The 25,786-nt window shown below is 61.7% G+C and carries 20 protein-coding genes and 1 riboswitch; of the genes, 7 read left to right on the top strand and 13 right to left on the bottom strand.

Annotated features, from left to right (window positions below):
• Positions 1 to 111: 111 nt before the first annotated feature.
• Entirely contained in the window at positions 112 to 396 is a 285-nt protein-coding gene (locus ASN89_RS25835) for a hypothetical protein (RefSeq protein WP_235502085.1), read from the bottom strand.
• A 368-nt stretch (positions 397 to 764) separates the two neighbouring features.
• On the opposite strand from ASN89_RS25835, the gene ompR reads away from it, so the two are divergent.
• Together ompR and ASN89_RS25825 are read left to right on the top strand one after the other, a co-directional pair.
• The gene (ompR, locus tag ASN89_RS25830; protein WP_223278807.1) at positions 765 to 1,466 is read left to right on the top strand and encodes a two-component system response regulator OmpR; all 702 of its coding nucleotides are present in this window, start codon (positions 765 to 767) and stop codon (positions 1,464 to 1,466) included.
• Positions 1,467 to 1,479: 13 nt separating this feature from the next.
• Complete coding sequence (locus ASN89_RS25825) at positions 1,480 to 2,838, top strand: sensor histidine kinase (protein WP_046683908.1); 1,359 nt, start codon at positions 1,480 to 1,482, stop codon at positions 2,836 to 2,838.
• A gap of 132 nt (positions 2,839 to 2,970) precedes the next feature.
• Here ASN89_RS25825 and ASN89_RS25820 read toward each other — a convergent pair whose 3' ends face one another.
• Both ASN89_RS25820 and ASN89_RS25815 read right to left on the bottom strand, forming a co-directional pair.
• A complete protein-coding gene (locus tag ASN89_RS25820; protein WP_046683907.1) occupies positions 2,971 to 3,450 on the bottom strand; it encodes an Imm26 family immunity protein in 480 nt (159 codons plus the stop codon).
• 93 nt (positions 3,451 to 3,543) lie between these two features.
• Positions 3,544 to 3,849, bottom strand: coding sequence for a hypothetical protein (locus tag ASN89_RS25815; RefSeq protein WP_034750230.1), 306 nt, complete (start codon positions 3,847 to 3,849; stop codon positions 3,544 to 3,546).
• Between the two features lie 142 nt (positions 3,850 to 3,991).
• On the opposite strand from ASN89_RS25815, the gene ASN89_RS25810 reads away from it, so the two are divergent.
• Both ASN89_RS25810 and ASN89_RS25805 read left to right on the top strand, forming a co-directional pair.
• The gene (locus ASN89_RS25810; protein WP_058051247.1) at positions 3,992 to 5,149 is read left to right on the top strand and encodes an iron-containing alcohol dehydrogenase; all 1,158 of its coding nucleotides are present in this window, start codon (positions 3,992 to 3,994) and stop codon (positions 5,147 to 5,149) included.
• 67 nt (positions 5,150 to 5,216) lie between these two features.
• Positions 5,217 to 5,314: riboswitch (TPP riboswitch) on the top strand.
• 87 nt (positions 5,315 to 5,401) lie between these two features.
• The gene (locus tag ASN89_RS25805; protein ID WP_058051246.1) at positions 5,402 to 7,549 is read left to right on the top strand and encodes a TonB-dependent siderophore receptor; all 2,148 of its coding nucleotides are present in this window, start codon (positions 5,402 to 5,404) and stop codon (positions 7,547 to 7,549) included.
• Here the strand turns inward: ASN89_RS25805 and ASN89_RS25800 are convergent.
• The 3 genes from ASN89_RS25800 to ASN89_RS25790 form a co-directional block, all read right to left on the bottom strand.
• Positions 7,546 to 8,094: an AAA family ATPase gene (locus ASN89_RS25800; RefSeq protein ID WP_058051245.1), complete on the bottom strand. Its 549-nt coding sequence runs from the start codon at positions 8,092 to 8,094 to the stop codon at positions 7,546 to 7,548. The two genes, ASN89_RS25805 and ASN89_RS25800, sit on opposite strands and share 4 nt — an antisense overlap.
• Positions 8,094 to 8,705 (bottom strand): nicotinamide riboside transporter PnuC, encoded by a 612-nt coding sequence (pnuC, locus tag ASN89_RS25795; protein ID WP_046684578.1) that lies wholly within the window; start codon positions 8,703 to 8,705, stop codon positions 8,094 to 8,096. Before pnuC ends, ASN89_RS25800 begins: the two co-directional genes overlap by 1 nt.
• Positions 8,706 to 8,800: 95 nt before the next feature.
• The gene (locus ASN89_RS25790) at positions 8,801 to 9,319 is read right to left on the bottom strand and encodes a DUF2867 domain-containing protein (RefSeq protein WP_058051244.1); all 519 of its coding nucleotides are present in this window, start codon (positions 9,317 to 9,319) and stop codon (positions 8,801 to 8,803) included.
• A gap of 67 nt (positions 9,320 to 9,386) precedes the next feature.
• Here ASN89_RS25790 and ASN89_RS25785 point away from each other — a divergent pair, with 67 nt between their 5' ends.
• From ASN89_RS25785 to ASN89_RS25775, 3 genes are all read left to right on the top strand, one after another.
• On the top strand, positions 9,387 to 10,022 hold the full coding sequence (locus ASN89_RS25785) for a TetR/AcrR family transcriptional regulator (protein WP_052755754.1): 636 nt from the start codon (positions 9,387 to 9,389) through the stop codon (positions 10,020 to 10,022).
• 40 nt (positions 10,023 to 10,062) lie between these two features.
• Positions 10,063 to 10,677, top strand: a complete 615-nt coding sequence (locus ASN89_RS25780; protein WP_058051324.1) for a class I SAM-dependent methyltransferase — start codon at positions 10,063 to 10,065, stop codon at positions 10,675 to 10,677.
• Between the two features lie 67 nt (positions 10,678 to 10,744).
• Positions 10,745 to 11,254 carry a hypothetical protein gene (locus ASN89_RS25775; RefSeq protein WP_152988699.1) on the top strand — a complete coding sequence of 170 codons (510 nt, stop codon included), beginning with the start codon at positions 10,745 to 10,747 and terminating at the stop codon, positions 11,252 to 11,254.
• Positions 11,255 to 11,265: 11 nt separating this feature from the next.
• Here the strand turns inward: ASN89_RS25775 and ASN89_RS25770 are convergent, their stop codons facing one another.
• The 7 genes from ASN89_RS25770 to ASN89_RS25735 form a co-directional block, all read right to left on the bottom strand.
• Positions 11,266 to 11,808, bottom strand: a complete 543-nt coding sequence (locus tag ASN89_RS25770) for a hypothetical protein (protein ID WP_058051242.1) — start codon at positions 11,806 to 11,808, stop codon at positions 11,266 to 11,268.
• A 311-nt stretch (positions 11,809 to 12,119) separates the two neighbouring features.
• Positions 12,120 to 13,718, bottom strand: coding sequence for a tetratricopeptide repeat protein (locus ASN89_RS28850; RefSeq protein WP_152988698.1), 1,599 nt, complete (start codon positions 13,716 to 13,718; stop codon positions 12,120 to 12,122).
• A 2-nt stretch (positions 13,719 to 13,720) separates the two neighbouring features.
• Positions 13,721 to 15,775 carry a phospholipase D-like domain-containing protein gene (locus tag ASN89_RS25755; RefSeq protein ID WP_058051239.1) on the bottom strand — a complete coding sequence of 685 codons (2,055 nt, stop codon included), beginning with the start codon at positions 15,773 to 15,775 and terminating at the stop codon, positions 13,721 to 13,723.
• Positions 15,776 to 15,800: 25 nt separating this feature from the next.
• Entirely contained in the window at positions 15,801 to 18,494 is a 2,694-nt protein-coding gene (locus ASN89_RS25750; RefSeq protein WP_235502083.1) for a type VI secretion system Vgr family protein, read from the bottom strand.
• A 225-nt stretch (positions 18,495 to 18,719) separates the two neighbouring features.
• Entirely contained in the window at positions 18,720 to 20,867 is a 2,148-nt protein-coding gene (locus ASN89_RS25745; protein WP_414842527.1) for a S46 family peptidase, read from the bottom strand.
• Positions 20,868 to 20,954: 87 nt separating this feature from the next.
• The gene (locus ASN89_RS25740; RefSeq protein ID WP_235502082.1) at positions 20,955 to 23,084 is read right to left on the bottom strand and encodes a PAS domain S-box protein; all 2,130 of its coding nucleotides are present in this window, start codon (positions 23,082 to 23,084) and stop codon (positions 20,955 to 20,957) included.
• Complete coding sequence (locus tag ASN89_RS25735; protein WP_058051236.1) at positions 23,081 to 25,687, bottom strand: chemotaxis protein CheB; 2,607 nt, start codon at positions 25,685 to 25,687, stop codon at positions 23,081 to 23,083. Before ASN89_RS25735 ends, ASN89_RS25740 begins: the two co-directional genes overlap by 4 nt.
• Positions 25,688 to 25,786: the final 99 nt, after the last annotated feature.

Here is a 25,786-nt window from a genome sequence, read left to right as displayed (position 1 = left end):
CAATATCACGCGGCGGGGCCGTGTGCCTGACTGAGCAATACAAAGGGGGGAGCAAATGCAAACAGGGCCATGTCTTGCGAGATGGCCCTGTCGGATGGGGTTGTACACCGCCTAGCGGCGCGGCGGATTCGAGTAGATGTCCTGGCCCACTTCGTTGATTTGGCGGCGCAGGTCGCGGCGCTCGTCGGGCGTCATGCGGCCCGTGCGGCGCGAGGCGTCGGCGCCTTCGTTGGCGCGGCGCTGCTCTTCGGCGCGCGTGTCGAAACTGCGTGCGTCACGCTGTTCGCGCAAGCGCGTATCATTGCTGTTGCTGCGCTGAACCTGTTCATATCGCTGGGCCTGCATTTGCTGCTGGTCGTCACGGCGTGGCGGCGGCTGGTTTTGCGCTGACGCCAAGCTGGCGGCAAACACGGAACAAATGGCACATGCGGACAGCACAGTCGTACGTGCGGCAAAAGCTGCGCTGGGAGCGGCGTGAATTTTTTTAGTAAAGATATTCATTGAGTTCCTCTTCCGCGATGCCGTATAAACTAAAGCTGATTTCCACTGTGGCCCCAGTGTATGATGCTTTACACGGTGCAGTAAGAGTAATTGGGTAAAGTTTGTAACACTTTGTAATGGGTCGCCACAGCCCCTTGCCGACGCCGCGCGAGGCGTTACTATAGCAACTAATATAAGATAACACGACACCCTAAATGACCACAACCTCCACTTCCGGCAGCAATACAACAACGCAATCGATCCACGGCCACCAGGCAAAAATCATGGTGGTCGATGACGATGTGCGCCTGCGCGACCTGCTGCGGCGCTACCTGACCGAACAGGGCTTCAATGTCTTCACGGCAGAGAGCGCGACGGCCATGAACAAGCTGTGGCTGCGCGAACGCTACGACCTGCTCGTGCTCGACCTGATGCTGCCCGGTGAAGACGGCCTGTCGATCTGCCGCCGCCTACGCGGCGCGGGCGATCAGACGCCGATCATCATGCTGACGGCCAAGGGCGAGGACGTGGACCGCATCGTGGGCCTGGAAATGGGTGCCGACGACTACCTGCCGAAACCGTTCAATCCGCGCGAGCTGGTGGCCCGCATCGGCGCCGTACTGCGCCGCAAGGGTCCCGATGAAATCCCGGGCGCCCCGTCGGAAACGCCGCAAACCTTCGAATTCGGCGACTTCGTGCTGGACCTGGGCACGCGCACCCTGAAAAAGAATGGCGAAACGGTGCCGCTGACGACGGGCGAGTTTTCCGTGCTGAAAGTGTTTGCCCGCCATGCGCGCCAGCCGCTGTCGCGCGAAAAACTGATGGAACTGGCGCGCGGCCGCGAATACGAAGTGTTCGACCGCAGCCTGGACGTGCAAATCTCGCGCCTGCGCAAGCTGATCGAACCCGACCCGTCGAGCCCGCTGTTCATCCAGACCGTGTGGGGCCTCGGCTACGTCTTCATCCCGGACGGACAGCCGCGCTGATCGCAGGCGAGGCATGATGAAGCTTGTTCCCGATATCAGCCTGGCGCGGCTGAAAAGCGGCCTGTTCTGGCGTACCTTTTTGCTGCTGGGCACTTTGACCACCGTCAGCATGATCACCTGGATCGGCATGATTTCCGTCATCCAGCGCGAGCCGCAGGCGCAGCAGATTTCCGCCCAGATCATTTCCGTCGTCACCATCACGCATGCGGCCCTGACGCACTCGGCTCCCGAGCTGCGGCGCGAGCTGCTGTTCGACCTCGTCAGCAATGAAGGCATCCGCATCTTCTCGCTGGAAGAGGACGACCGCATCGAGCCGCCGCCCGACAATTACCTGATGCCCGAGATCGAGGCGCTGGTGAAGGCCAAGCTGGGCAAAGACACGCGCTTTTCCGCGCGCGTCAATGGCGTGGCCGGCTTCTGGGTCAGCTTCAAGATCGACGACGACGAGTACTGGCTGATGCTGGACCGCGAGCGCCTGCGCGGCCTGACGGGCTTCCAGTGGCTGGGCTGGGCCAGCCTGGTGTCCCTGCTGTCCCTGCTGGGGGCGGCCATCATTTCCAGCCTGATCAATCTGCCGCTGTCGCGTCTGACGGCGGCCGCGCGCGACATCGCCAAGGGCAAGCAGCCGGCGCCGCTGCCGGAAAAGGGCCCGATCGAGATCATTGAGGCGAACCGCAGCTTTAACCAGATGGTCGATGATCTGAAACAGGTGGAATCGGACCGCGCCGTGATCTTGGCGGGCATTTCGCACGACTTGCGCACGCCGCTGGCACGCATGCAGCTGGAAGTGGAGATGGCGAATCTGTCCGACGAGGCGCGCGAAGGCATCCAGTCCGATATCGGGCAGATGGACGCCATCATCGGCCAGTTCCTCGACTATGCCAAGCCGACGGAAGCGTCGAGCTTTACGGACGTCGACCTCAGTGGCTTGCTCAACGACATGACGCGCGAAGCCATGCGCCTGCCGGACGTGAAGATCAACGCCACCATCGCCGATGGCGCGCATGCGATGGGCAACCCCACCGATTTGCGCCGCGTATTGAACAACCTGATCGAGAATGCGCGCCGCTATGGCAAGACGCCGGGCGGCGACGTGACGGAAATCGACATCGCCTGCCAGGTACGCACCAGCCACGGCGCGAAAAAGGTCATCATCGAAGTGCAGGACCACGGCACGGGCGTGCCGGCGGAAAAGATCGAGCAGCTGATGAAGCCGTTTACCCGCCTCGACACGGCGCGCGGACAGGCAAATGGCGCCGGCCTGGGCCTGGCCATCGTCGACCGCGTGCTGCTGCGCCATGGCGCCGAATTGCAGGTCCGCAACCGCGAAGGCGGCGGCCTGGCGTTTCAGATCAGCTTGCCAGCGGCGTAAGCGGCGTAGGTCGGCGTAGGTCGGCTTAGCGCAAGGCGCGTAAGCCGACACCACCAGCGGCCTTGGCCAACAATGTTGTCGGATTACGCGAGGCAAGGCCTCGCTAATCCGACCTACGCCGCCGGACCGCGGTCAAGCCGACGCCTGCTCCTGCGCGAGCAATTTATTCATTAACAATTCCGTCGCCCCGTAGCCGTACAGGGAATCGCTTTCCATGCCCGGCGTGTCGAAGGGGATCGATTCCTCGCGGTTCAGCTTGGCAGGATCGGCGTCCGCATAGCTGGCGCGCCAGGCACGCTGCAAGGATTCGTTGCGGCGGATAAAGGCCGGCATGGGCCAGTCGTCGCGGTTCCAGTGGGGACTGTCGCCCAGCAGGGGCCAGCGTTCGTTGAGCAAGGCCATGTCGCCCGTGCGCAGGCGGCGTACGGCCTGTTCCGGCCGCAAGCCTTCCAGCTCTTCCAGCGCAGGCAGGCTGTCGCGCTTCGGCCCGAACATATACGCCAGCATGATGCGCCCGGCAGGCGCCCTGCGCGCCACCACGCCGACGGCATAACCGCCGCCCGGCAGGGGCACGGCAAACCAGCTGCCTTCTCGGTATGGTAATGATTTCATTTCTGCAAACTCCCCCAAAATCGTGTTCGGGGCACAGTCTACGCGAAGCGATGCGAAAGTGGCGCATGGTACGCCACAACAACAAACCAATAGTTACAATATTTTCTCGTCATAGTGATACTGGGCAACAATCGGCCCCGCCTTGAACAGCGCTTCCTTCATGGCCGTGTCCAGGCGCGCGTCGCGGCGGCGCATCCATTCGAGCAGCATGGCCGCTTCCTTGCGGCTCGTGTCGCCCGCATGCGCGAGCACGCGGCGCAGTTCCGGGTCCGTGCACGCTTCGAAACGCTGGCTGTTCAAGTCCAGCGCCTGCAGCGCGGCGATGGTGGCGCCGATGGCGCGGTGCATGTCGAGCGCGGTGGCCGGCAGGCCGGATTCTTCCAGTGGGACGGTGGTCATGCGCATTCCTTTTCGCGTGGTGGTGACATCGACTGCATTCTCCACCGCGCGGGCGAAAAGCTCAAGCGTCCACGACACGTTTCCACCCGTTCGGCCATAATCATGGCTCAGCAATAGCCTAAACCTCAGCGGCAGGAGCCCCATGTTCAATTTCGACTTTTACAATCCGACGCAAATCCTCTTCGGCCAGGGCCAGATCGCCGCCATCACGGCGCTGATCCCGCCGCAGGCCAGGGTGCTCATGACGTATGGCGGCGGCAGCATCAAGCAGAACGGCGTCTACGATGATGTCAGGGCGGCGCTGGCCGGGCATACGATGATCGAGTTTGCCGGCATCGAACCCAATCCCAGCTATGAAACCCTGATGCAGGCCGTGGCCCTCGTGAAAAGCGAGCGCATCGATTTCCTGCTGGCCGTCGGCGGCGGTTCCGTGGTCGATGGCACCAAGTTCATCGCCGCCGCCGCCCTGCACGAGGGCGAGGCGTGGGACATCCTGGCCAAGGGCGGCAAGATCGTCGAGGCCGCCCTGCCCTTCGGCACCGTATTGACCTTGCCGGCCACGGGGTCCGAAATGAATGGCTCGGCCGTGATCACGCGCAAGGCCACGCAGGAAAAGCGCTCGTTCATGAGCCGCAAGGTGTATCCGAAATTCTCCGTGCTGGACCCGTCGAAAACGTTCACCTTGCCGCTGCGCCAGGTTGGCAATGGCGTCGTCGACGCGTTTGCGCATGTGATGGAGCAATACCTGACCTATCCCGTGAACGCCTCCGTGCAGGACCGCTTTGCCGAAGGCATCCTGCTGACCCTGATCGAGGAAGGCCCGAAAGCGCTGTCGCACCCCGATGACTACGACGTGCGCGCCAATGTGATGTGGAGCGCCACCCTGGCCTTGAACGGCCTGATCGGCGTGGGCGTGCCGCAGGACTGGTCCACGCACGCCATCGGCCATGAATTGACGGCCTTGTACGAGCTCGACCACGCGCAAACCCTGGCCATCATCCTGCCCAGCATGCTGCGCGTGCGCAAGCAGGCCAAGCGCGCCAAGCTGCTGCAATACGCGGCCCGCGTCTGGGGCCTGGATGGCGGCGACGAGGATGGCCGCATCGAGGCCGCCATCGCGCGCACGGAATTCTTCTTCCGCCACATGGGCGTCAAGACGCGTCTGGCCGACTATGGCCTGAACCATGCCAGCGTGGATGCAGTCGTGTCCGCCCTGGAAGCGCACGGCATGACGGCGCTGGGCGAACAGCGTGAAATCACGCCCGCCATCAGCCGCAAGGTGCTGGAACTGAGCCTGTAGATTCGCACCACACTGTTGTAAAACGGTCAGCCGGGTGGGACAGCTGGCCGTGCTTCATGCTAAGCTGTCATTTCGCTAGGGGTCCTGGAGCAGTCATCCGGGTGAGAGATACCCTTCGTACCTGATCTGGATAATGCCAGCGAAGGAAAGCGCAAAGTACCTCCCTCCTTTGATAGCTCCTGCGTTGGCGCCAGCCGAACAAGCAGCCTGCCGTGCTCTTCTTAAAGAGACGGCTTGAACCACGAGCAATCTATGTCCACACCGAATTTATCCGTTTCTGTTTTGACCCTGGCGATCCTGCACGCGTTTGCCGCACCGGCCTTTGCCGCGAACGACGGCGCCGAAGCCGCCGACCCGCAGGCCCAGAGCATGGCCGAAGTCGTCGTCACGGCCAGCAAGGCGCCGGCTGCCAAGCGCGCCTCCGTGGGCGGCTTTTCCGACGCGCCGCTGCTGCAGACGCCGGCGTCCGTCACCGTCATTTCGCAAAAAGACATGCAGGACTTGCAGATCCGCAATCTCAGCGATGCCGTCAAGCTCGACACCAGCATCAACGACGCCTACAACGCCGTCGGCTATGCGGAACAGTTTTCCATCCGCGGCTTCAAGCTCGACAACAATTCCAGCTACCGCAAGGATGGCGTGGCCATTCCTGGCGATACGCAAATTCCGCTGGAAAACAAGGAACGCATCGAAGTGCTGAAAGGCCTGGCCGGCTTGCAGGCAGGCGTGGCCGCGCCGGGCGGCGTGGTCGACTTCATCGTCAAGCGCCCCACCGCCGCACCGCTGCGCACCGTCACCGTGGAAACGCGCGAGCGGGGCACCCTGTACGGCGCCGTCGACCTGGGCGGCCGCTTGGAAGACACGCGCTTCGGCTACCGCGTCAACGTGGCGGCCGAGCGCCTGCGCTCCTACATCAAGGGCGCGGACGGCAACCGCAAGTTCATTTCCGGCGCCTTCGACTGGCAAATCTCGCCGCAAGCGCTGCTGCAGATCGATGCCGACTACCAGGACAAGGCGCAGGCGACGGCGCCCGGCTTCCAGCTGCTGAACAACAAGACCCTACCGACCGGCATCAGCGCCGACGCCATGCTCAACCTGCAGCCATGGACGCGCCCCGTGGAAACCATCACCGGCAATATCGGCCTGCGCTTCCAGTACGCGTTCAATGACGACTGGCACGCCACCCTGTCGGCCAACCAGCACTCGTTCAAGCGCGACGACTACACGGCCTTCCCGTACGGCTGCAGCGCGCAAGACCTGTACCCTGGCTTCTGCGGCAATGGCGACTACGACGTGTATGACTACCGCAGCCTGGGCGAAACGAAAAAGCCGCTGAGCGCGCAAGCCATGATCCAGGGCAAGTTCGCCACCGGTTCCCTGCGCCATGAATTCACGGCCGGCGTCTCGACCTTCCGCCGCAAGGACCGCGCGGGCCTGTACGTGTACGAATGGGCTGGCGTGAGCAATATCTACCACCCGCAGATCGTCGACATGTCGACGGGTGTGCAAGGCCCGGTGCGCCTGGTGCGCAAGGACACGGAAAACTCCGTCTTCGTGCAGGATATCGTCAGCCTGGCCCAAAACTGGAAGCTGCATGGCGGCTTGCGCCATATCGACGTCGACGGCTACCAGTATGTGCTGAAGGCCGACAAGGAAATCCGCGCCAAGCACGATTTCCTGCTGCCCAACGTGTCGCTCGTCTACACCCCGCTCGACAATGTGTCCGTGTACGCGGCCTATTCGCAGGGCATGGAACATGGCGGCACGGCCGACCGCAAGGCGATGAATGCCAACGAGGAACTCACGCCCAGCCGCGCCAAGCAGATCGAGCTTGGCGCGAAGATGGATGTGACGCCGGACTTCATGGTGGCGGCCAGCCTGTTCCAGATCCGCAAGGGCCTGGAATTCCAGAATGCCGCAGGCTACTTCGTGCGCGAAGGCCAGGCCCAGCAACGTGGCCTGGAATTGTCGGCCCAGGGCAAAGCATCGTCCAACCTGAGCCTGGGCGCCTCCGTGACAGCCCTGAACAGCCAGCAATCAGGCACGGGCAATGCCGACCTCGATGGCAAGCGCGTGCCCAACGTGCCGGCCTTCAAGGCAGCCGTGCATGCGGACTACGCCGTGCAGCAGGTGGCAGGCTTGAGCGTGAATGGCAGCTGGGAATTTGCGGGCAAGAAAGCGTTTGAGTACAACAACACGACCTTCGTGCCGTCGTACAACGTGTTCAACCTGGGCGCCGCCTGGGCAACGCGCATCGCCGGCACGCGCGCCGTGCTGCGCGCCAGCGTCAACAACGTGGCCGACAAGTTCTACTGGCGCGACGTGACGCCGGAATCGGACGGCTATCTGTATCCGGGCGCCAGCCGCACCTTCAAGGTGTCGGCACAGTTTGATTTTTAATTGAGGGAAATGGCAGACGCTGCAGCCAGCGCCTGCCGCAGCAAAGGCGCCGCCTGTTCCAGGCGCGCCGCCAGGCTGTCGCGCAGCACGTGGTACACAATGCCGCGCGCGTCGAGCTCGTCGAGCAGGTAGCGGTAGATCAGCTGGCGCACAGCTTCCGACTCACGCTGCAAGCCGTCGGCCACCCACGGGCTGTCGGGCGCCGTCACTAACGTCAAATCGTACTGCGTGGCATCGGCCAGCGCCGCCAGCGGTGCATCGGCGCCATCGAAATAATGGCGACTGTAGACGACCGTCATCAACGGCGTCGTGTCGCAAAACAGGAAGTTGCGCGCTTGCGCGGCGGCTGCCGCCTCGCGTTCGACTTGCGTGCGCGCAATGCCATACTGGTCGGCCGCGACGGGCACCCTGCCCTGCGTCTCGACAAATTCCCGTAAATACTCGGGCACCCAGACGGTGCCGTAGCGCTCGGCCAGGGCGGCCGCCAGGGTCGACTTGCCCGACGACTCCGCGCCCAGGATGGCTACGCGCACGCAATGGCCCATCACTTGAGGACCATCGCATCGGGCGCGGCCGGCGCCGACTTTCTCCACGCCAGCAAGCCGATGATGGCCATCACGACGAAGAACGCATACAGCACGGCCGTCAGGGTCAGGCCCTTGTGCACATACAGCCACACGTACAGCACGTCGACGATGATCCAGGCGATCCAATTTTCCAGCTTCTTGCGCGACAGCAGGAATTGGCCCACCAGGCTGCCTGCCGTGAGGAAACCGTCCGCGTGCGGCACGTCCGTGTCCGTCGTCGTCAGCAGCCAAGCGATCAGCAGGAAGCCGACCAGCCAGCCTACGGCGCAAGCCAGCCAGCCGCGGCCATCGAGGCGCGTGACGGGCAAGGTCTTGCCGCCACTGGCCGGATGCAGCCACTGGTACCAGCCCCAGAATGAGACGCTGATGAACAGCAGTTGCAAGGCCATGTCGCCATACAGGCGCGACTCGAAAAACACGAAACCGTAGGCGGCCGAGGAAATGATGGCGAACAGCCACGCCCAGTGATTCTGGCGGATGTTCAGCGCAACGGTTGTCAATGCCAGGACAAAGGAAATCAGTTCAAGCGGCGTGGTGGCAAAACCCAGCAGGAGAAGCGTATCGTTCATGGGAATCGTGATGAGGCTGGTGGTGCAGTATGCAATACCGGCAATGAATAAGCAAGATTGCCCGCAGCGTCACGCCCCTTCCCCGTTCAACCCGCTCAGGCAAAGCCTTCCTTGACGGCGCGCGCCAGCGAACGCCGCACGATCAGCTTGTGGAAAGGCCGGATCACCAGGATGTAGGCGCGTCCCACCGCATTATGGCAATGCACGACACTGGACAGGGTCACGCTGCCATGCGGCCCCGCGTCGCGGTGGCGCAGCACCGACAGGCGGAAGTCCAGGTGGCTGTCGTCCTCGCCCACGATGATCTCATCGTCGCTGACGGCAAAGATGCGGAAGATGCCGATGCGCTTGCCGGGCCGCGCTTCCATCTGCTTTGCCGTCCGGATGCCGAAGCGCGCCACGATGGCGTCGCGCACCACCATCAGCTTGCGCGCCCAGCCCGGCTGACTGCCCAGCAGCGCGCGCGCCAGGTTTTCCATGTCCATCTGGCGCGCCTGCGCAGTCGGCAGCGCGACGGCATACGCGTCGGCCAGGTTGCTGCCCGGGTACAAGGGGGCGATGCTGGCACCGGGCGGCAAAGCCACGGCGCGTACCACGTTGCTTATCTCTTGCATGTGCTCTCCATGTTTTCAGTGATAACATGACCATCATACACGACAATGTGAACAGCGATAACATAGAATGACAATAACGACTACCTATCATCACGGCAACCTGCGCGACACCCTGGTCGCCGCCACCATCGCGCAACTGGCGCAGCAGCACGACGCCACCCTCTCGCTGCGCGAACTGGCGCGCACGGTGGGCGTGTCGATCGCCGCCGTGTACCGCCACTTCCCCAGCAAGGAAGCCTTGCTGGCCGACGTGGCGGCCGCCGGTTTCGCCAGCCTGATCGCCAAATGGGAAGCGGAATTGCCGCCGCAGGGCAGCCTGCCCTCCGAACAGCGGTTTCAGCTGCTGGGCCAGCAATACATCGAATTCGCCCTGGCCGCGCCCGCCCACTACCGGCTGATGTTCGAGCACCAGGACGTGCGCCAGTTCCCCGCCCTGCTGGAAGCGGCGCAAGCGTGCTTCCAGTACGTGCTGCAGACGGCCGGCGCGGCCGTGCGCGAAGCGGGCCTCGACCCGCGCTGGGACAAGGCCGCCGCCAGCGCCGGCTGGTCGCTGGGCCACGGCTACGTGATGCTGCTGCTGAGCGGCCGCCTGGCCATGGCGGACGGCGGCGACGACTTGTCCCCCGCGATGGTGCCGCGTTTTTTCCAGTTGCCCGTGGAGGCCTTGCGGCAGGCGCGTCAGCAAGCGGGAGAACAGCCATGATGACCATCGCCAGATGCGCCCGCTGATCATGCAGGAACCCATGGCCCCATCCACTGTCCCGGGCACCGAGGGCTATGCAGAAAATGCAGGGCGGCTCATCTCCCGATATGACAGCGTTGCCTTCCTGGATAAATACCGCCCCGTTGCTCATCTTTTGCCGACGCGATCAGGCACCGTGCTCGACATCGGTGCCGGCACAGGCGGCGACGCGGCGTGGCTGGCAAGCCTGGGCCACACGGTGATCGCGCTTGAGCCCGTTGCCGCCTTCCGCGCGGCGGGCATGAAGGCACATGCCCTGGCCAACCTTGAATGGATCAACGATAGCCTGCCCGCCCTGTCCACGATAGGCGCGCGCCAAACAAGGTATGACCTGATTGTCGTCGCTGCCGTCTGGATGCATCTGACAGCGGAAGAAAGGATGGAGGCGATGGGCAATATCAGCGCATTGCTCAAGCCGGGCGCAATGCTCGTCATTTCCTTGAGGCATGGTCCGGCCCCGGAAGGCCGCCGCATCTTTGACGTATCCGCTGGTGAAACGGCAGACCTGGCGATGCGGCATGGACTCAAGGTCATGCTGAGCACGCAGGCGCCATCCGTCCAGCTACAGAACCGCCAGGCCGGCGTGAGCTGGTCCTGGCTTGTCTTTGAGAAATGAATCAAGCTGAACCGGCGTGCGCCAGGGAGCTGAGAGGCGCGCACTTAGCCGAGGCTAGCCATTATTTTTGAAACGCCATCAATTTATGCACAATATATCGATAGACACTCTCTCCGTGATTGCCAGGCAATGCATTGCCGTGACGTGCCTGCAGCGCTTTTGCCAGCGGCATGCCCTTCATCATCAGGCACTGTCCGCGTTCGCCGAACACATCTGGCAAGTGACGCAGGTCGGGCCTGGGGATTTTGCTGCCTGGGAAAGCGGCTTTGCTTCCCTGGCTGTGACGGGCATGGGCGATCCCTGGCCGGACGACATCCGCATGGCCATACCCGGGCACCTGCTAGGCACGCTGGAGCGACTTGTTCAGCATGTGCTGGAAACGAGCGCCTGCACCTGGTATGGCAATGACCTTCCGGAAAGCCGGCGCCAGCTGGAAGCCGTGCTTGAGCTCTGTGCCCGGCATGACGTGGCGATACCGCAGCTGGCGCACTATGTGCAGCACGATGCTGCCCTGCGCGGCGGCTGGGGGCCGGCGCTCACGGACGAAGAAGTCAGGGCCTGGAAAGCCCTGATATAGCAGTCAGCCCCTCATGCATGGCTGGCCAATGCCGCCAGCCGCACCTGCTCGAGCAGCCGCTCCTCTTCATCCGTATCGGCGTCGATTTGCGTGACCACGGTCCAGAAGTGCGCGCATATTTTGATTTGCTCGAAAGCATGGCTCGTTTCAAGCCGCACCATGGTTTTCCTCAGGCTGTGCAGATAGCCTTCCTCGATGGCATCGAGCAAGTCGTCATCGGCAGCGTCGATCAGCTCGATCAGCGCGCCTTCTATCGTTGCATGCCCCTCTTCCCACAGCTGGCCGATTTCCGGCACATCGACTTCCATGCACTCGTTCGACCAGTCCGGCGGATAGTCACCACGCGCCCGGCTATCGGGGTCGGTGTCAAAGCTCAGCGAAAGGGACGGAAACGATACGGCGTTGAAGGCAAACGCTGAAAATTCCTGGTCCTTGAATGGGGAGGCGCCCAGCAGTGCCAGCGATGCAGTGGCCAGCCTGAGCCAGGTCTCTTCAACGGCGTATGCCGCTTCAAACGTTTGCCAGTCAGGCAGCGAATCGGGAGTCAGGGACATGGTGGGCCTGTCGGAAAAGAATAAAGTTGAATAGGAATTATACGTCGCGCAGCCCATGCGGCAGGCGCGGCCGTACGCGAAGCGGGCCTCGATCCCAGCTGGGACACGGCCACCGCCAACGCCGGCTGGTAACTGAGCCACGGCTAAGTGATGCTGCTGAGCGGCCGCCTGGCCATAACGGAGAGCGGCGACGACCTGTCGCCAGCCATGATGCCGCGCTTTTTTCAGTTGCCGGTGGAGGCGTTGACGCCAGCACAGCTGTCCTGAATCCTAGACATATTCGTTATGAGAGATATCGGGAACGTTAAGCGTTAGCCGGGATCGGCAATGGACGCATCCATTAAATGCCACGTCACGTCGTCATCTGGCAAATCGAGCAGCCAGTCGCGGCGCGGTCGCGGGAACGGCGCGCCCTGGTTCAGCCACGCCTGGCGCCAGTACTGGTTGACGATGGCCTGCAGCGGATGGTCGGCCGCTACCCACGGTTGCCAGACGCCGCTGACCGGACAGGCCTGGTCGCAAGCGCAGCTCAACCATGGCTCAGGCCGCGCCACCTCGCGCAGCAAGCCGCGCGCCGCGCGCGGCTCCACTGCACCATGGTTGTGCCGTATCGTCAGGTACTGTTCCCATGTCACGCGGCCATAACGACTCTTGTCATCGGCATCGAGCACGCTGAAATGGCGGAACTCTTCATCTTTACGGAACAGCCGGGCCGGCTCCGTCAACCCTTGCCCAGCGACAGGTTGCCAGTATGCGGAAAATGGCGCAGTCGGCGCGTCGCTGTGCAAGCCGGTGGGATGCAGCGCATAGTCGGCGGCCAGGAAATACGGTTTTTGTAACAGCGAGGCTGCGCTTGGCTTCGGGATCGCTGGCGGCGGACGGACGCCCATGGCAGCGTCGAGCAGGCTCTTTCGTTGGCCATCCCACGGCGGTAGATCGGCCGGTGGCAATGGCAGAATTTTATCGAGGTTGGGGAAGCGGCGATTGGGGTTGAAGCCGAGGGCGTTACTAAGCATACGATATCGCGCTCCACGAGCCTTATCCACATATGGCGCCAGCATATCGGCAAGATCAAAAGGCGAACCGAATTCAATTGCCAAGGCATTTGCACAATCCTCACAACCAAACTTTACACCTTCATGCAATACCTTTAATGCACGATTTTTTGTTTCAGCGTTACGCGAGCCATTTATTTTCCCATTGGAAGCCCGTGGAGACACATACAAATAATGCAAATCAAATGCTGCGGGACCATATCCTTGCCCAAATGCACATTCCAGCATTTTTGTCGCTACCGGAATATTGGACCAATAGCCTGCCCCTTCACTGGCGGGTCCAACATTTAATTTATCCGCCAAAAATGCCATCGCCTGATGATTTCCCATGACAGCAGCCTTTTGCCAGAATGCATAGGCGCGAGTGATGTCGCCGTCAACGCCAGTGCTATTAGCATAAAACGTCCCCATCCGGTCATAAGCTGCGGGTATGCCGAGCCGCATCCCCTTTTCCACCAGTTGCACGGCTTCTTCCTCCCCATGCAAGGGATCGCGCCCTTCCACATACAAGCTGGCCAAATTGAGCATCGCCTTCCAGTGCAATCGCTGCGCCGCTTGACGCGTCAGATCGACGATTTTTTTGTAATCGCGGTCTTCCACGAAAATTTCAGGGTCTTCCATGGCGCGCGCTTCGAGGAACCAGTCCTCGGCTTGCGCATCGATGGATGGCACCTTGCTCGCCTCGGCTTCACAGATAAAATCCGCGACATGCGGATTGAAAAGTGGCAGGCTTTGGTTGCGCGGCAGGACTTCTTTCGTGTCGTTTGACATTTTGCAGGCGCCTAAAGTGAAAATCAGGAAAACTGCCAAGATAAAAAAAGGCAGGGGAAGTGGGAAATTTTTATACTTTTTCATGCTCATCCCAAACGTATCGTGGAGCTGCGTTTATCTTCCAATGGCAGCAAAAAGCCAGTCATTTTTTTATCTGCAGAATTTTCAGAATACGAATTTTTTTTCCCTCGATTATCTTTCATTAATTTCACCCAGTTCCCGTAAGCATCCACAATCTCCGCCTTCGTCCCGCCCCCTCCATCGACCAGTCCCCCGCTATGCATGCGCCACACCCGCTTGCGCAAATCGTGGGCCACGCGGCGGTCGATGGTGGCGATATTGATTTCGCTGTCGACGGCCATGCTGCGTTGGTTCAGGTTGGCGCTGCCCAAGGTCATGAACACATCGTCGACCAGCATCAATTTGGAATGGATGTAGATTTCACGGTAGCGCCAGCGGTTGGTGTCAAACGCGCTGACATTGAGCATGGCCACCGACACCTTCAGTCCGAATTCGCTTTCAAGCGTCATCGCGCCGGGCTTGTTGATGCCGTTGGAGTGCCGCACCACGTCTGGCAACTGGACTTCCGCCTCGGTGGAGATGCCTAATCTGCCTGTGATACGCCGGGTTTTCGGTCGCTTGTTGTAGTCATCGATCATGCTGTTTTGCCCCGTCATGCCAGCGTGCTGCCCCAGCGCCGCCAGCGTATCGTGGGTGCGCGGCACCATCTGTGCGCGCTCCGGCACGGGAATGACGATGAATACGTGCATGACCGGCATATCTTCAAGACTCTTGCCCGCCTTGACACTGCCGGCCTTCCAGGCGGCGACCACCTTCTTGCGTTCGGCCAGCAAATGCCGGGCCCAATCTTCATACTGGAAATACTGGTTTTCCACGTACAGGTAGCCGGCCGCCAGGCTGGCTTGGGTCACGGCGCGAAAGTAGGTTTCCTTGATCGTCTTGTCCTGCTCCTCGGGCTGGGTCAGGACGATCTGCACGGTGGAGTCATCCGGCCCGGCCTCGCGCAACAGCTGGGCCGGCGGGTTTTTACATGACGAATACCAACTCACGCATTCCCCGGCGGCCTGATGCGTGCGGTCGTCGATCGCGCGGTCCCATGCCTTCACGAAATTGTTGTACAGCGCGATCAATGCCTTGCCACCGTCGATGCGGCAGGCATAATCCTGGTACGGTTTCAAGGTGGCGAACCCGCCGTCCGCGGCCATTCCCTGCAAACACTCGCGCCGCTCGTTGGCACCGCCCTGTTCGCGGCGCGTGTCGTCGAGCAGATGGGCCGTCGTATCCCAATAATCGGTCACCGAATTCAGGCCCATCACGTAACCGACGGCCTTCGCCCCCTCTTCGTGGGAGAAATCGATCAGGATCGTCTTCTGGTGATGCGTGCCCAAGTAGCTCATGCCAGGCTTTTCAATTTCCCCCATCGTCAGGCCGTGCGGCTGGTTGATTTCGGTCGCGATACTCTTGCCTATCGCATGGCTGTTGCCGTGCCGCAGGTGAATCGTCAGGCGCCCCAACAAGCCATGGAACGCGGCCGCATACCAGCTGTGGCAATATTCTTCACGCGCCAGCATCGGGATATCCTCAGGCCGGACGATATCGCCCCTGAAAGCACTGCTTAAAACAAGTTTTTTCCTGACTGCCTCCTGCAACATCGCCAGGCTGGCTTTTGCACTGATATCGTCGGCGCGCTGTCCACCGGTTTTCCATGGCGAGGTGCCGTGCGAATGGCCCGGCATACTGCGCACCATCGGCGAACCGATACGGTCATGCCAGATCAGCAGGCGCACCCTGACGTGACGCCGTGCGGCGGCGATCAGCAAGTCGCCAAAAGTGTCGCCACGCGGCCAGGTGCCGCTGTTGCCGCGCACCAGTTCCATGCCCGGGTCGAAACCCCAGCAGCACAGGTCGATTGAATGTTTAGCCTTGGCGATCTCGCCGGCGATGTCGGCGAACCCTTCCTGTCCGCAAATGAACAGTGTCAGCTTGTTGTTATGCGTAATCGGATGAGTGGCCTTGCCCTTCAGGTTGCGGTTTTCCAGCAGCCACTGGAGCGAACTGGTCGCAGTACGGCCAACCTCGTCGATGTGGGTGGTTTCGATACGGCCGCTCGATTCCGGCATGGCGCTCTCCAGTCAGTGTCGTGCATCATTGAACCCAGCGGCCATCGGCAGTGTCGTCGAACGCGCGCAAACCGCGGTTCGATAGCTTCTGTTCGCCGTCCGGCGCCGCGTTCGGGTCGAAGCGTGCGCTCGCCTGCAATGAAAACTCTTCCCCATTGCCAAGGATGACACGGTAGCGCGGCGTGCCGTCCTGATGCGCGATGAGGATGCGGCCGAATTCGTCGGTCAAGCCGCGTTCGACTTCGGCGTCCCCCTTGTACAGCGTGTACGGCACCAGTGCGTATTGACCGCCATCCGCATGGGCCTGGATCGTATGCTGCAACTGCCCTTCGACGGGTCCGATGGCAGGCTCCAGATCCGGTTGCGGCCGGTTTTTGGGCGCCAGCGTTTCCAGGTTGCCATGGAACAGTGTCGGCGACGCGGTAAAAAACTGCACCTTGTCGCTAATTTCAAGCATGCAATTGGCGCCATGCAGGCGCACGCCTTTGCGGCCGCGAATATTCACCCAGTCGGTCTGGCTGATCAATTCTAGAACCTTGTTGGCGACGATATCGACCGCATCGGTTTGCGCCGCGATCTGCACCGGGCCAGCTGCGGCGATCAGTTTCATGCCCGCCTTGTGGACGAACAGGCGAAACGCCGCGCCGATGCTGGCGAACAGGCCGCCGCCGGCCGCCAGCGACAAGTCGCACCCGGCCGTCAGCGCGGTGTGCTCGGCGCTGGCGATGTGCGTCGATTGCGCGGTCGTCGTTTCGATACCAGCCGGACTGGCCAGCACCAGATGCGGCTTTGATAATTCGGGAAATGCGTTTTCGCCACTGCCGGCACCGCCCTTGATCCCGGCATGCTGGGCTTTCAGCACATCGGCGGCGGCGCCCTGCTGGTCGGCACTTTCTTGCGCACCGTAATGCTGCGCCAAGGCGGCAAGCGCCTTGTGCCGTTCAGCAGCCTCGACCAACCGGCGCAAGGTTTCATCCATGCTCTTGATATGCGAGGCGGCGCCAGGGCGCGCTTCGGTGGTCAGCAACATGCCGCGGCCGGCGCGCGCCACGCCCCAGGCGTCTGACGCCAGTTCCCAGCCCTCGCCACGCGCATCCTTGCGCCCGCTGGCGTCTTCGATGCGGCTGATGCAGCCGAGCGACAATTGGCTGTGCTGATGATCACTTTTCAGTTGCGCCTGGATGCGCTGGTGCGTGTCGTCAAGCACCAACTGGTTACCGCGCACGCCGTAGCCGCCGCCAGGCATCAGCTCGGCGCTGCGCCAGCCCCCAAGCATGCGTTGCCCCGGCAAATTCCACGGCGGCGCATGCTTGCCGTTGTACACCGCGCCGACAATGACGGGACGGTCGATATTGCCGTCGAGAAACTGGATCAACACTTCCTGGCCAATGCGCGGCAACGCGATCTGGCCGAACGCCTGGCCCGCCCATGGCGTCATGACCCTGATCCATGGCGAACTGCCTGCGTCGAACTTGCCCAGCCGGTCCCAGTGGAATTGCACCTTCACCCGGCCCAGCGCGTCAGTATGGATGGTTTCGCCTGCCGGCCCGGTGACAATCGCCGTCTGCACGCCGGGCAACGCACAAGGCGTGCTGTTGAACTGCCGCCCCGGATACCAGCGGATGCTCTTGCGGATGCAGCTAAAACGGTTTTCATAATGCGACTTCGCGCCCGTGCCTGCCTGGTAATTGTTGCTGGCGATATGATCGACCGACAGGATCAGGTATTCGCGCGAGCCGATGTCCGGGCGCGCCGGTTCACCTCTGGCCGGCATGGATTGCTTGCCGCTGAAGTGTCCGCCCAGCGTGAAACTGCGCCCGGCCTGGACGCAGCGGTGATTGCCGCCAGCGTCGAAGTATTGCGCCCGGCAGTTATTTTCCTCCAGGCGGCGTTGCGCCAGCGCTTCGCCGTCGCCCATGTCGGCATAGCCATAGCCGGTGTTTTGATACAGTTCATGGGCAAACACGTCGCCCTGCTGGTGCAGCGCATGGCCGCTGGCGCGGCTGGCATACGGCTGCTTGTAGTTGAAGCTGGCCAGCGTGAGCGAGCCTGAAGCAATCTTTCGTATTGCCTGCCAGTCGCGTATGCCGTCGCGCTCCAGCGAACCCGCCTCGCCGCGAAACACCATCTCGTCGGCTTCGCTGGCATCGTGGTCGCCTGGGTCGATGCTGTCGCTCAGCCAGGTATTGTCGCCCAAACAGAGCGTATGACCGTCGGCGCGATGTTCATACCAGTAATGAAGTCCCTGGTCTTCCCAGCGCCGGTGCAGATGGTTGTAATCGGTTTCATTATGCTGGTTGGCGCAGCTTAATATCGCTTTTTCCTCATGCAGCCGGTTTTGCCAGTCGCGCTGCACATAATGATCGAAAGTCGTTTCGCTGATGTCGATGACCGTGCGTTCGTGGAACGAAACATTGTCCATGCGCAGCCTGGACAACGCCAGCCAGGGTTGCAGCACCATCTGGTAAAACGCGAAACCGCCATCGCTGCGCAACAAGCGAAATTCGCCGACATAACCATTAAAATAGCGCAAGCTGCCGTCATCGCGCACCATCGAAATCGTGACCATCCGGCCCATCATCGCTGCCAGGGGAACGTGGAGATTGTCGGACAGCAGTTCGGCCTCGAACCGGAAGTCGCGTGACATTTCCTCGTGTGCCCGCAAGCTGTTGACCAGCAGCGCGGTATCAGGCGGACCATCGTTGCGCGGAAAATCCATGCGCAGCAAACGACTGTCCTGGACTCGCCAGCTCGCTCCGAAAAGGCGCGCCAGATCGGCTGCCAGCTCGCCATCATCCATCGTACCCCCTTCAAACTTGTTTCCCTGGCTTATGCTAACCATGGTGAACGCTGGCATATTGATGGGACTCAAACTAGTTGCCCATACGCAAAAAAGCCGCATCAGCCCTGCGGCGGATGCGGCTTTTATTTCAACCAAGAAAGATTATTTCTTGGCAGCCTTCGGATACTTGATGGTCATTTCCTGCAGCAGGTTATCCGCATGGTCCACTTCCTTCATCACCCACAGCATGTAGCGGATGTCGAGGTGGATGGCGCGCGTGATGGCCGTGTCGAAGTACCAGTCCTTGGTGATCGATTCATACGTCGAATCGAAGTTCAAGCCGATCAGTTCGCCGCGCTTGTTCATCACGGCCGAGCCTGAATTGCCGCCCGTGGTGTCGGCGCTGGTGAGGAAGTTGACGGGAACCGTGCCCAGTACCGGGTCGCGGAACTGGCCATAGCGTTTTTGCTTGACGGCGTCGATCAGTCCTTGCGGCGCTTCGAACGGGGCCTTGCCAGTGACTTTCTCGACGATGCCTTCCACGGTCGTGAACGGACCCTTGGTCAAGCCATCGCGCGGCGAGTATGACGAGACGGTGCCATAGGTCACGCGCAAGGTCGAGTTGGCGTCAGGGTAGACAGGCTTGCCTTGCGACTTCTTCCATGCGATCACGGCTTGCATGTATTGCGGAATCACGCGTTCCAGGTTGCCGTCGATTTCCTTGCGGCGCTCTTCCAGCGCCACGTCCACCGGATGCAGCTTGACAGCCAGTTGCATGAAGGCGTCGTCGGACTGGGTAACGGCAGCCTGGTCCTTTTCCAGCCAGGCCAGACGCTTGGCCGTGTCAGCCAGTTGCGTCTGCTGGTACAGGGCGGCCACGGCGCCTGGCGCCGGCAGCAGCGCGTCCAGGCCTTGCGGATGGCTCTTCGCCGCCAGTTGCGCGTAACGCTTCAGGCCGGCTTCAAAACGCGCCTGGTCGACCTTGTTGACGTACGACTGTTCCAGTCGGGCCAGACGGGCCTTGATGAAGGCCAGGTCGCGCTGCTGGAAGCCCGATTCGCGCTCGGCGTCCGCTTTCTGGCGCTCCAGCGACAAACGGTAGATGGTGCGCGCGCTTTTCAGCAAATCGCTGTTGGTGGCCACGCTCCAGGCGAACTCTTCTTCGCTCAAGGCCATGTCGCTGGCAATCGCCGCGTCCAGTTCGGCCAGCAGGGTCGGCGATACGTTCGGCTGCTTGGCGTACCAGGCGCGGAACTCGGCATCCTGCACGTCTTTGATGGCGGCGATATCCTTGCGGGCGAAACCGTCGAGCAAGCCCTGGGTTTTCTTCAGCACGTTGTTGATGCTTTTCACCACGCTGGCATAGCGCACGGCGGCTGCCGCGTCGCCATTCGTCGCGTCGGCCATCACGGCCAGGTCGGCTTGCAGTTCGGATACTTTCAGCGGGAAAGCCGTATCGCGCGCAAAACGGATTTCCGCCGGCAGCTTGTAGCGGCTGGTGCGGCCGGGGTAGCCCGCCAGCAAGATGCCGTCACCGGCTTTCAAGCCTTCGGCCGAGACCACCAGGAAATCCTTCGATTTGTACGGCACGTTGTCGGGCGACGGATCGGCCGGACGGCCATCCTTGCCCACGTAGGCGCGCAGGAACGAGTAGTCGCCCGTATGGCGCGGCCATTCGTAGTTGTCGATGTCGCCTCCGAAGTTGCCGATCTTGTCCGATGGCGCGTAGACCAGGCGCACGTCGCGTATCATCATCTGGCGGATGCGGTAGTACTCGAGGCCGCGGTGGAAGGCGGGCACGGAGCAGCGGTACATCTTGTCCGTTTCGCATTCGGCGATCAGGTCCTTGACGCGCTTTTCCACGGCTTCGTGGCGCGCGCGGCCGCTCATGTCGGCCGTCAAGCCTTTCAGCACGCGGTCGCTGACATTCTCCACCTTGTCCGTCACATACACGAGGCTGTTCGGACCGCCCGGCAGCTCGCTAGCACGCGTCTTGGCCAGGAAGCCGTTGGTGATGTAATTGTGTTCCGGCGTGGAATTGCGCTGCACGGCGCCATACGCGCAATGGTGATTCGTCACCACCAGGCCGGCGTCGGAAACGAAAGCGGCCGAGCAGCCACCGAGCGACACGATGGCGCTCATCGGGTGCTTGCTCAGGTCGGCCAGTTTTTCTGCAGGAATTTCGATGCCGACCCGTTTCAGTTCGGCTTTCAGCTGTGGCAATTGGTGTGGTTGCCACTGCCCTTCGTCGGCGTGTGCGCCGGCGAACGCGCCCAACAAGGCGACTGGTAAAACGATTGTTTTGAACAAGATATGCCCCTCCATAAATAGCAGGCGAAAGTATAGCCTGTCCAGGGGGCATGAGTCGGCAAAAATTAGCCCATTGCAATTTCCGTATCAGGCGGCCGGGCGCCCCACTCCCTGCAAGGGAATCTGCAGGGCCAGGCGGCAGCCGGTGCCCGACGCCGGCAAGCCCACCTCGAAGTGGCCACCCAGCGCCGTCACCCGCTCGGCGATGCCGATCAGGCCAAAACACTGTTTCTTGCGCTGCTGCTGCGGCGTGATGCCGATGCCGTTGTCGCTGATGGCCACGTACACGGCGCAGGCATCCGAACTGAGTTCGATCTCGACCTGGCTGGCCTGGGCGTGCCGCATGACGTTGCTGAGCGCTTCCTGCACGATGCGGAACAGCACGATCTCGGCCTGGCTACCGATGGCGGCAAACAGCGCCTCGTCGCGGATCAGCAGGCGGCAAGCGACGCCGCTGCGCTTGCGGAAGTCGCCCACCTGCCATTCGATGGCGGCCTGCAAGCCCAGGTCCAGCGCCATCGGGCGCAGCTCGTTGATGATGCCGCGCACGCTCTTGATGGTCGTGTCGACATTGCTGAGCACGGCGCCGACCCGGCGGTGCAGGCGCGGATGGGAACCCTCGGTGCGGGCGCTGAGCATGGAGATATCGATGCGCAGCGCCAGCAGGTTTTGTCCCAGTTCATCGTGGATATCGCGCGAAATGCGCTTGCGTTCGTCTTCCTTGGCCGTTTCCAGGTGCAAGGCCAACTGGCGCAGCTGCGCGTACGACTGGCGCAGGGCGCCATCCATCAACTTGCGTTCGGTGATGTCCGTGTGCGCCACCACGACGCGCAGCGGCCCTTCGCCGAGAAAACGGCTGACCCTGGCCTGCGACCAGCGGGGGCCTGAGCGCGTGGCAAATTCATACTCGAGCGCAAACGCATCGGCGCGGCCGGCAATCACGGAGCGGATGCCGGCGGCCAGCTCACGCCCGGCGCTGCGCTGCCAGCGCGCGTCCGTCTCGCAAAACTCCAGGTAATGCAGCGGTTTTCCCATCTGCCCCACAAAATCCACGCACGCCTGGTTGGCATGCAAGACGCTGCCCGTCTGGTCCAGCACCAGCACCCGGTCCGTCAGCGAATCGATGGTGGCGTGAAAGAAACGCTCGGCATCGCGCAAGGCTTCCTGCGCCAGTTCGCGCTGCTGCACTTCCTGCTGCAGATGCTGGTTGGCGTGCAGCAATTCGGCCGTGCGGTCGATGACCCGCTGGTCCAGCTCGCGGTGCAGTTCGCGCAAGTCCGCTTCGGCCAGCTTGCGCTCGGTGATATCGGAAAACACGCCGACAAAATGGCTGATGCTGCCGTCCGCCGTGCGCATGGGCGTGATCGACAGAGATTCGACGAAGCGCTCGCCATTCTTGCGCCGGTTCACCAGTTCGCCATACCAGCTGCCATCCTGGTGCAGGCTGCGCCACATGGTTTCATAGAAATGCGGCAAATGCGTGCCGCCGCCGAGGAAGGACGGATCGCGCCCGATGGCTTCCTCGGCCTGGTAGCCGGTGATGGTGGTGAAGGCGGGGTTAACGGAAATGATGCGGTTGCCGCTGTCCGTCACCAGCACGCCTTCACGGATACTATCGAGGATGACGAAGGCGCGCCGCAAGGCCGATTCGCGCGCGTGCTCGTCGCCCAGGTCCGTCACCAGCATGCGCGCCGTGGCGCTGGCCGCGTCGAAATTGGCCTCGATGCGCACCATGCCGCCCATGCCGCCCGCTTCGCCTTCGAACAGTTGCGCTTCGAGCACCTGGCGCGTGCCGCTGGCAAAGACGGCGTCGAGGAAGCGGCGGAAGCCGACCTGCGCCTGGGGCGCGACGAATTGCTCGAAACGTCGTCCCAGCAGCTGGTTCCTGTCGCGCTGCAACAAGCCGCAGGCTGCCACGTTGACGCGCGTGATCACGCCTTCGCGCGCCAGCGAAAAGTAGCTGACGGGCGCCTGTTCATACAGCTGCGCGTAACGGTCGCGGCTGCTTTCATATTCATTCTTCAGCTGCTCCAGCTCGGCCAGGGCCGCGCTCTGCATTTCCAGCTCGATCTGGCTGACCTGCAGCTCATGCAGCTGGCGCATCACGTCTTCATTCGACTGCGGCGGCGCTGCGGGCTGGCGCTGCTGCGCCGCCAATTGCTCGGCCTGCTCTCGCAACCTGGCCGGCGCGCTGCCGTCGTCGAATGGTTCGCTCATGACGCGCTCTCTCCTGCTTTCCCGTCTGCCGCGGCGCCGGACTGGATCTGGCGCAGCTGGGCCTCCAGTACCTTGGACTCGGTAATGTTAATAAAGGTCACCACCACGCCATCGATGACATTTTCCACCGTGCGGTAAGGCATGATGCGCACGTTGTACCAGCGCCCGTTCTTGGTCTGCACCTGCCGTTCGCAAAACACGAGGCTGCGGATCACTTCCAGCGCATCCGCCTCCAGATTCGGGTAGGCGAGATCGTTGACGATGTCGCTGAGCGGGCGGCGCAAGTCCGTCTGGATCAGCTTATAGATTTGCGTGGCCGGCGCCGTGAAGCGGCGGATGCGCAGCTCGCTGTCGAGGAAAATGGTGGCGATATCGGTGCTGTTGAGCAGGTTCTTCATGTCGCTGTTGACCAGCGACAAATCGTCGACCTTCGATTGCAGCTCCGCATTGACCGTGTACAGTTCTTCGTTGAGCGACTGCATTTCTTCCTTCGAGGTGGTCAGCTCCTCGTTCGCCGATTGCAGTTCTTCATTGGTCGACTGCAATTCCTCGTTGGCCGACTTGAGTTCTTCGCGCGAGGTCTGCATTTCATCGCGCACGGCCTGGATTTCATTGCGTGCCTGGATCAGCTGCTGCTCCAGTTCCAGCACCTTGGGATTCGGCGAGCGGCCCCGGCGCGCGGTAGCCGCCAGCGGCACGCTGGCAAACGTGACGAAGACCATGCCGCGCAACGCTTCGGGCTGAAGCAAGGCTTCCGCCGTCAAATCCACGCCCTGCGCCTGCCCAACGTGATCCTTGAACACCAGGCCCTTCAGGCGTACCAGGCTGTCGCTTTGCAGCGCCTGCTTGATCAGGCCCGCCAGCTCGTAGCGCAAGCCTTCGCGCGCCATGGCGTGGATATTCCAGTTGGCCTTGCCTGCCGCCGGCTCCAGGAAGGCGCCCGTGCGGCCATTGATGTACAGGATGTCCCCATCCTGGTTCAGCAGCACGGCCGCAGGCGAATATTTCTGGAGCAATAATTGCTCGACATGGGATTGGATTTTTCCGGGCATGCTGACTTCTCTCGTGTCGCTGGAGGTAGGAGGAGTGGCCGACGATACCTTCGTGGGAAAGTACGTCAGCAAGCGCTGGCGCGCCAGGTTGTCGAGCCGGCGGTACATCCGGCTCGACGTCGTCAATGGCGCGAACAGCTCGGAAAAATGTCCGGGCGTGTCGGCGCTGCCCAACAGCAATATCCCGTCGCGGTTCAAGGCATAATGAAACAGGGGGATCAAACGCTGCTGCAACTTGGCATTGAGGTAAATCAACAGGTTGCGGCAGCACAGGATATCGAGCTTGGTAAACGGCGGATCGGAAATGATGTTTTGCTGGGCAAAGATGATCATGTTGCGGATCTCTTTCCTGACCAGGTAATCGCTCTTGTCCTGCAAGAAAAACCGTTCCAGGCGCTCGGCCGACACATCGCTGCTGATCGTTGGCGGAAAACGGCCCTGGCGCGCGCGGTCGATGGCGTCGGCCGACAGGTCGGTGGCAAAGATCTGCAGGCTGTACTTCGCCCGTGGGTTGCTGCTGGCGACCACTTCATGGAACACCATGGCCAGCGAATACGCTTCCTCTCCCGTGGAACAGGCAGGAATCCAGGCCTTGAAGGCACGCCCTTCCGGGTGGGTTGCCAGCATTTGCGGCAAGACCACCATCTTCAGGTATTCCCACACTTTCGGGTCGCGGAAAAAATTCGTCACGCCGATCAGCAACTCCTTGAACAGCAAGTCGATTTCCGCGGGATTGTTGCGCAGATAGGAAATGTACTCTTCCATCGACGTCATCTGGTACAAGCTCATGCGGCGCTCGATGCGGCGCAGCACCGTGTTGATCTTGTAGTCGGAAAAGCTGTTGCCCGTATGTTCGGTCAGCAAGGCGACAATTTCCTGCAAGGAATTGCGTCCGCTCGCCTGCTTGCCCGGCAACTCCAGGAAGCTGCTGCGAAACAGGTAACTGACGATCTTTTCCGGCATCTTGTCGGGAAAATCGACGAGGTCCACCGCGTCGGCGGCGATGGCGCTTTGCGGCATCATGTCGAACTTGGCCGTATCGGGATGCTGGGCCAGGGTCAGGCCGCCCGCCTGCTTGATGGCCTGCAAGCCGCGTGTGCCATCGCTGCCCATGCCCGACAGGATCACGCCCACGGCCAGTTCACCCAGCTCGGCCGCCAGGCTTTCAAAGAAAGCATTGATGGGCAAGCGATGTCCGCGCAGTTGCAGCGGCTCGCTGAGCACGAAATGACCCTTCGACAGGCCCAGGTCGGCGTTAGACGGAATCACATAGATATGGTTGGGCTGCAAAACCGCCTGTTGCGTGATTTCCGTGACGGGAATGCTGGTGGCCCGCTGCAGCAGTTCCGGCAACAAGGCTTTTTGCGTGGGATCCAGATGCTGGATCACCACATAGGCGATACCGCTCTCCTGCGGCACATGGGTCAGAAAAGCGACAATAGGGTCGAGTCCGCCAGCGGAAGCGCCGATGGCCACCACGGGAAAACCGATGGTGGGCGCTTCAGCAGGCTGGCTGGCCGGACTGGTTTTGCTGCGTTTGCGGGTTATCATCGTCTGCAAGAAACCGGCCTAGGCAAACCTTACCATGGCCAGCAATTGATAATCTTGCATTCTAGCACTCAAGACACGCGTGAAAACGCGAACTTGGCG

The sequence above is a fragment of the Janthinobacterium sp. Ant5-2-1 genome (assembly GCF_001445815.1).
Classification (GTDB): Bacteria; Pseudomonadota; Gammaproteobacteria; order Burkholderiales; family Burkholderiaceae_D; genus Janthinobacterium; species Janthinobacterium lividum_E.
This window is presented reverse-complemented; position numbering and strand designations above follow the sequence as displayed.

Excerpts from the sequence above, each read along its gene's own strand:
- ompR (WP_223278807.1), top strand. The coding sequence starts at position 765 with ATGGTGGTCGATGACGATGTGCGCCTGCGCGACCTGCTGCGGCGCTAC.
- ASN89_RS25825 (WP_046683908.1), top strand. The coding sequence starts at position 1,480 with ATGATGAAGCTTGTTCCCGATATCAGCCTGGCGCGGCTGAAAAGCGGC.
- ASN89_RS25820 (WP_046683907.1), bottom strand. The coding sequence starts at position 3,450 with ATGAAATCATTACCATACCGAGAAGGCAGCTGGTTTGCCGTGCCCCTG.
- ASN89_RS25815 (WP_034750230.1), bottom strand. The coding sequence starts at position 3,849 with ATGACCACCGTCCCACTGGAAGAATCCGGCCTGCCGGCCACCGCGCTC.
- ASN89_RS25810 (WP_058051247.1), top strand. The coding sequence starts at position 3,992 with ATGTTCAATTTCGACTTTTACAATCCGACGCAAATCCTCTTCGGCCAG.
- ASN89_RS25805 (WP_058051246.1), top strand. The coding sequence starts at position 5,402 with ATGTCCACACCGAATTTATCCGTTTCTGTTTTGACCCTGGCGATCCTG.
- ASN89_RS25800 (WP_058051245.1), bottom strand. The coding sequence starts at position 8,094 with ATGGGCCATTGCGTGCGCGTAGCCATCCTGGGCGCGGAGTCGTCGGGC.
- pnuC (WP_046684578.1), bottom strand. The coding sequence starts at position 8,705 with ATGAACGATACGCTTCTCCTGCTGGGTTTTGCCACCACGCCGCTTGAA.
- ASN89_RS25790 (WP_058051244.1), bottom strand. The coding sequence starts at position 9,319 with ATGCAAGAGATAAGCAACGTGGTACGCGCCGTGGCTTTGCCGCCCGGT.
- ASN89_RS25785 (WP_052755754.1), top strand. The coding sequence starts at position 9,387 with ATGACAATAACGACTACCTATCATCACGGCAACCTGCGCGACACCCTG.
- ASN89_RS25780 (WP_058051324.1), top strand. The coding sequence starts at position 10,063 with ATGGCCCCATCCACTGTCCCGGGCACCGAGGGCTATGCAGAAAATGCA.
- ASN89_RS25770 (WP_058051242.1), bottom strand. The coding sequence starts at position 11,808 with ATGTCCCTGACTCCCGATTCGCTGCCTGACTGGCAAACGTTTGAAGCG.
- ASN89_RS28850 (WP_152988698.1), bottom strand. The coding sequence starts at position 13,718 with ATGAAAAAGTATAAAAATTTCCCACTTCCCCTGCCTTTTTTTATCTTG.
- ASN89_RS25755 (WP_058051239.1), bottom strand. The coding sequence starts at position 15,775 with ATGCCGGAATCGAGCGGCCGTATCGAAACCACCCACATCGACGAGGTT.
- ASN89_RS25750 (WP_235502083.1), bottom strand. The coding sequence starts at position 18,494 with ATGGATTTTCCGCGCAACGATGGTCCGCCTGATACCGCGCTGCTGGTC.
- ASN89_RS25740 (WP_235502082.1), bottom strand. The coding sequence starts at position 23,084 with ATGAGCGAACCATTCGACGACGGCAGCGCGCCGGCCAGGTTGCGAGAG.
- ASN89_RS25735 (WP_058051236.1), bottom strand. The coding sequence starts at position 25,687 with ATGATAACCCGCAAACGCAGCAAAACCAGTCCGGCCAGCCAGCCTGCT.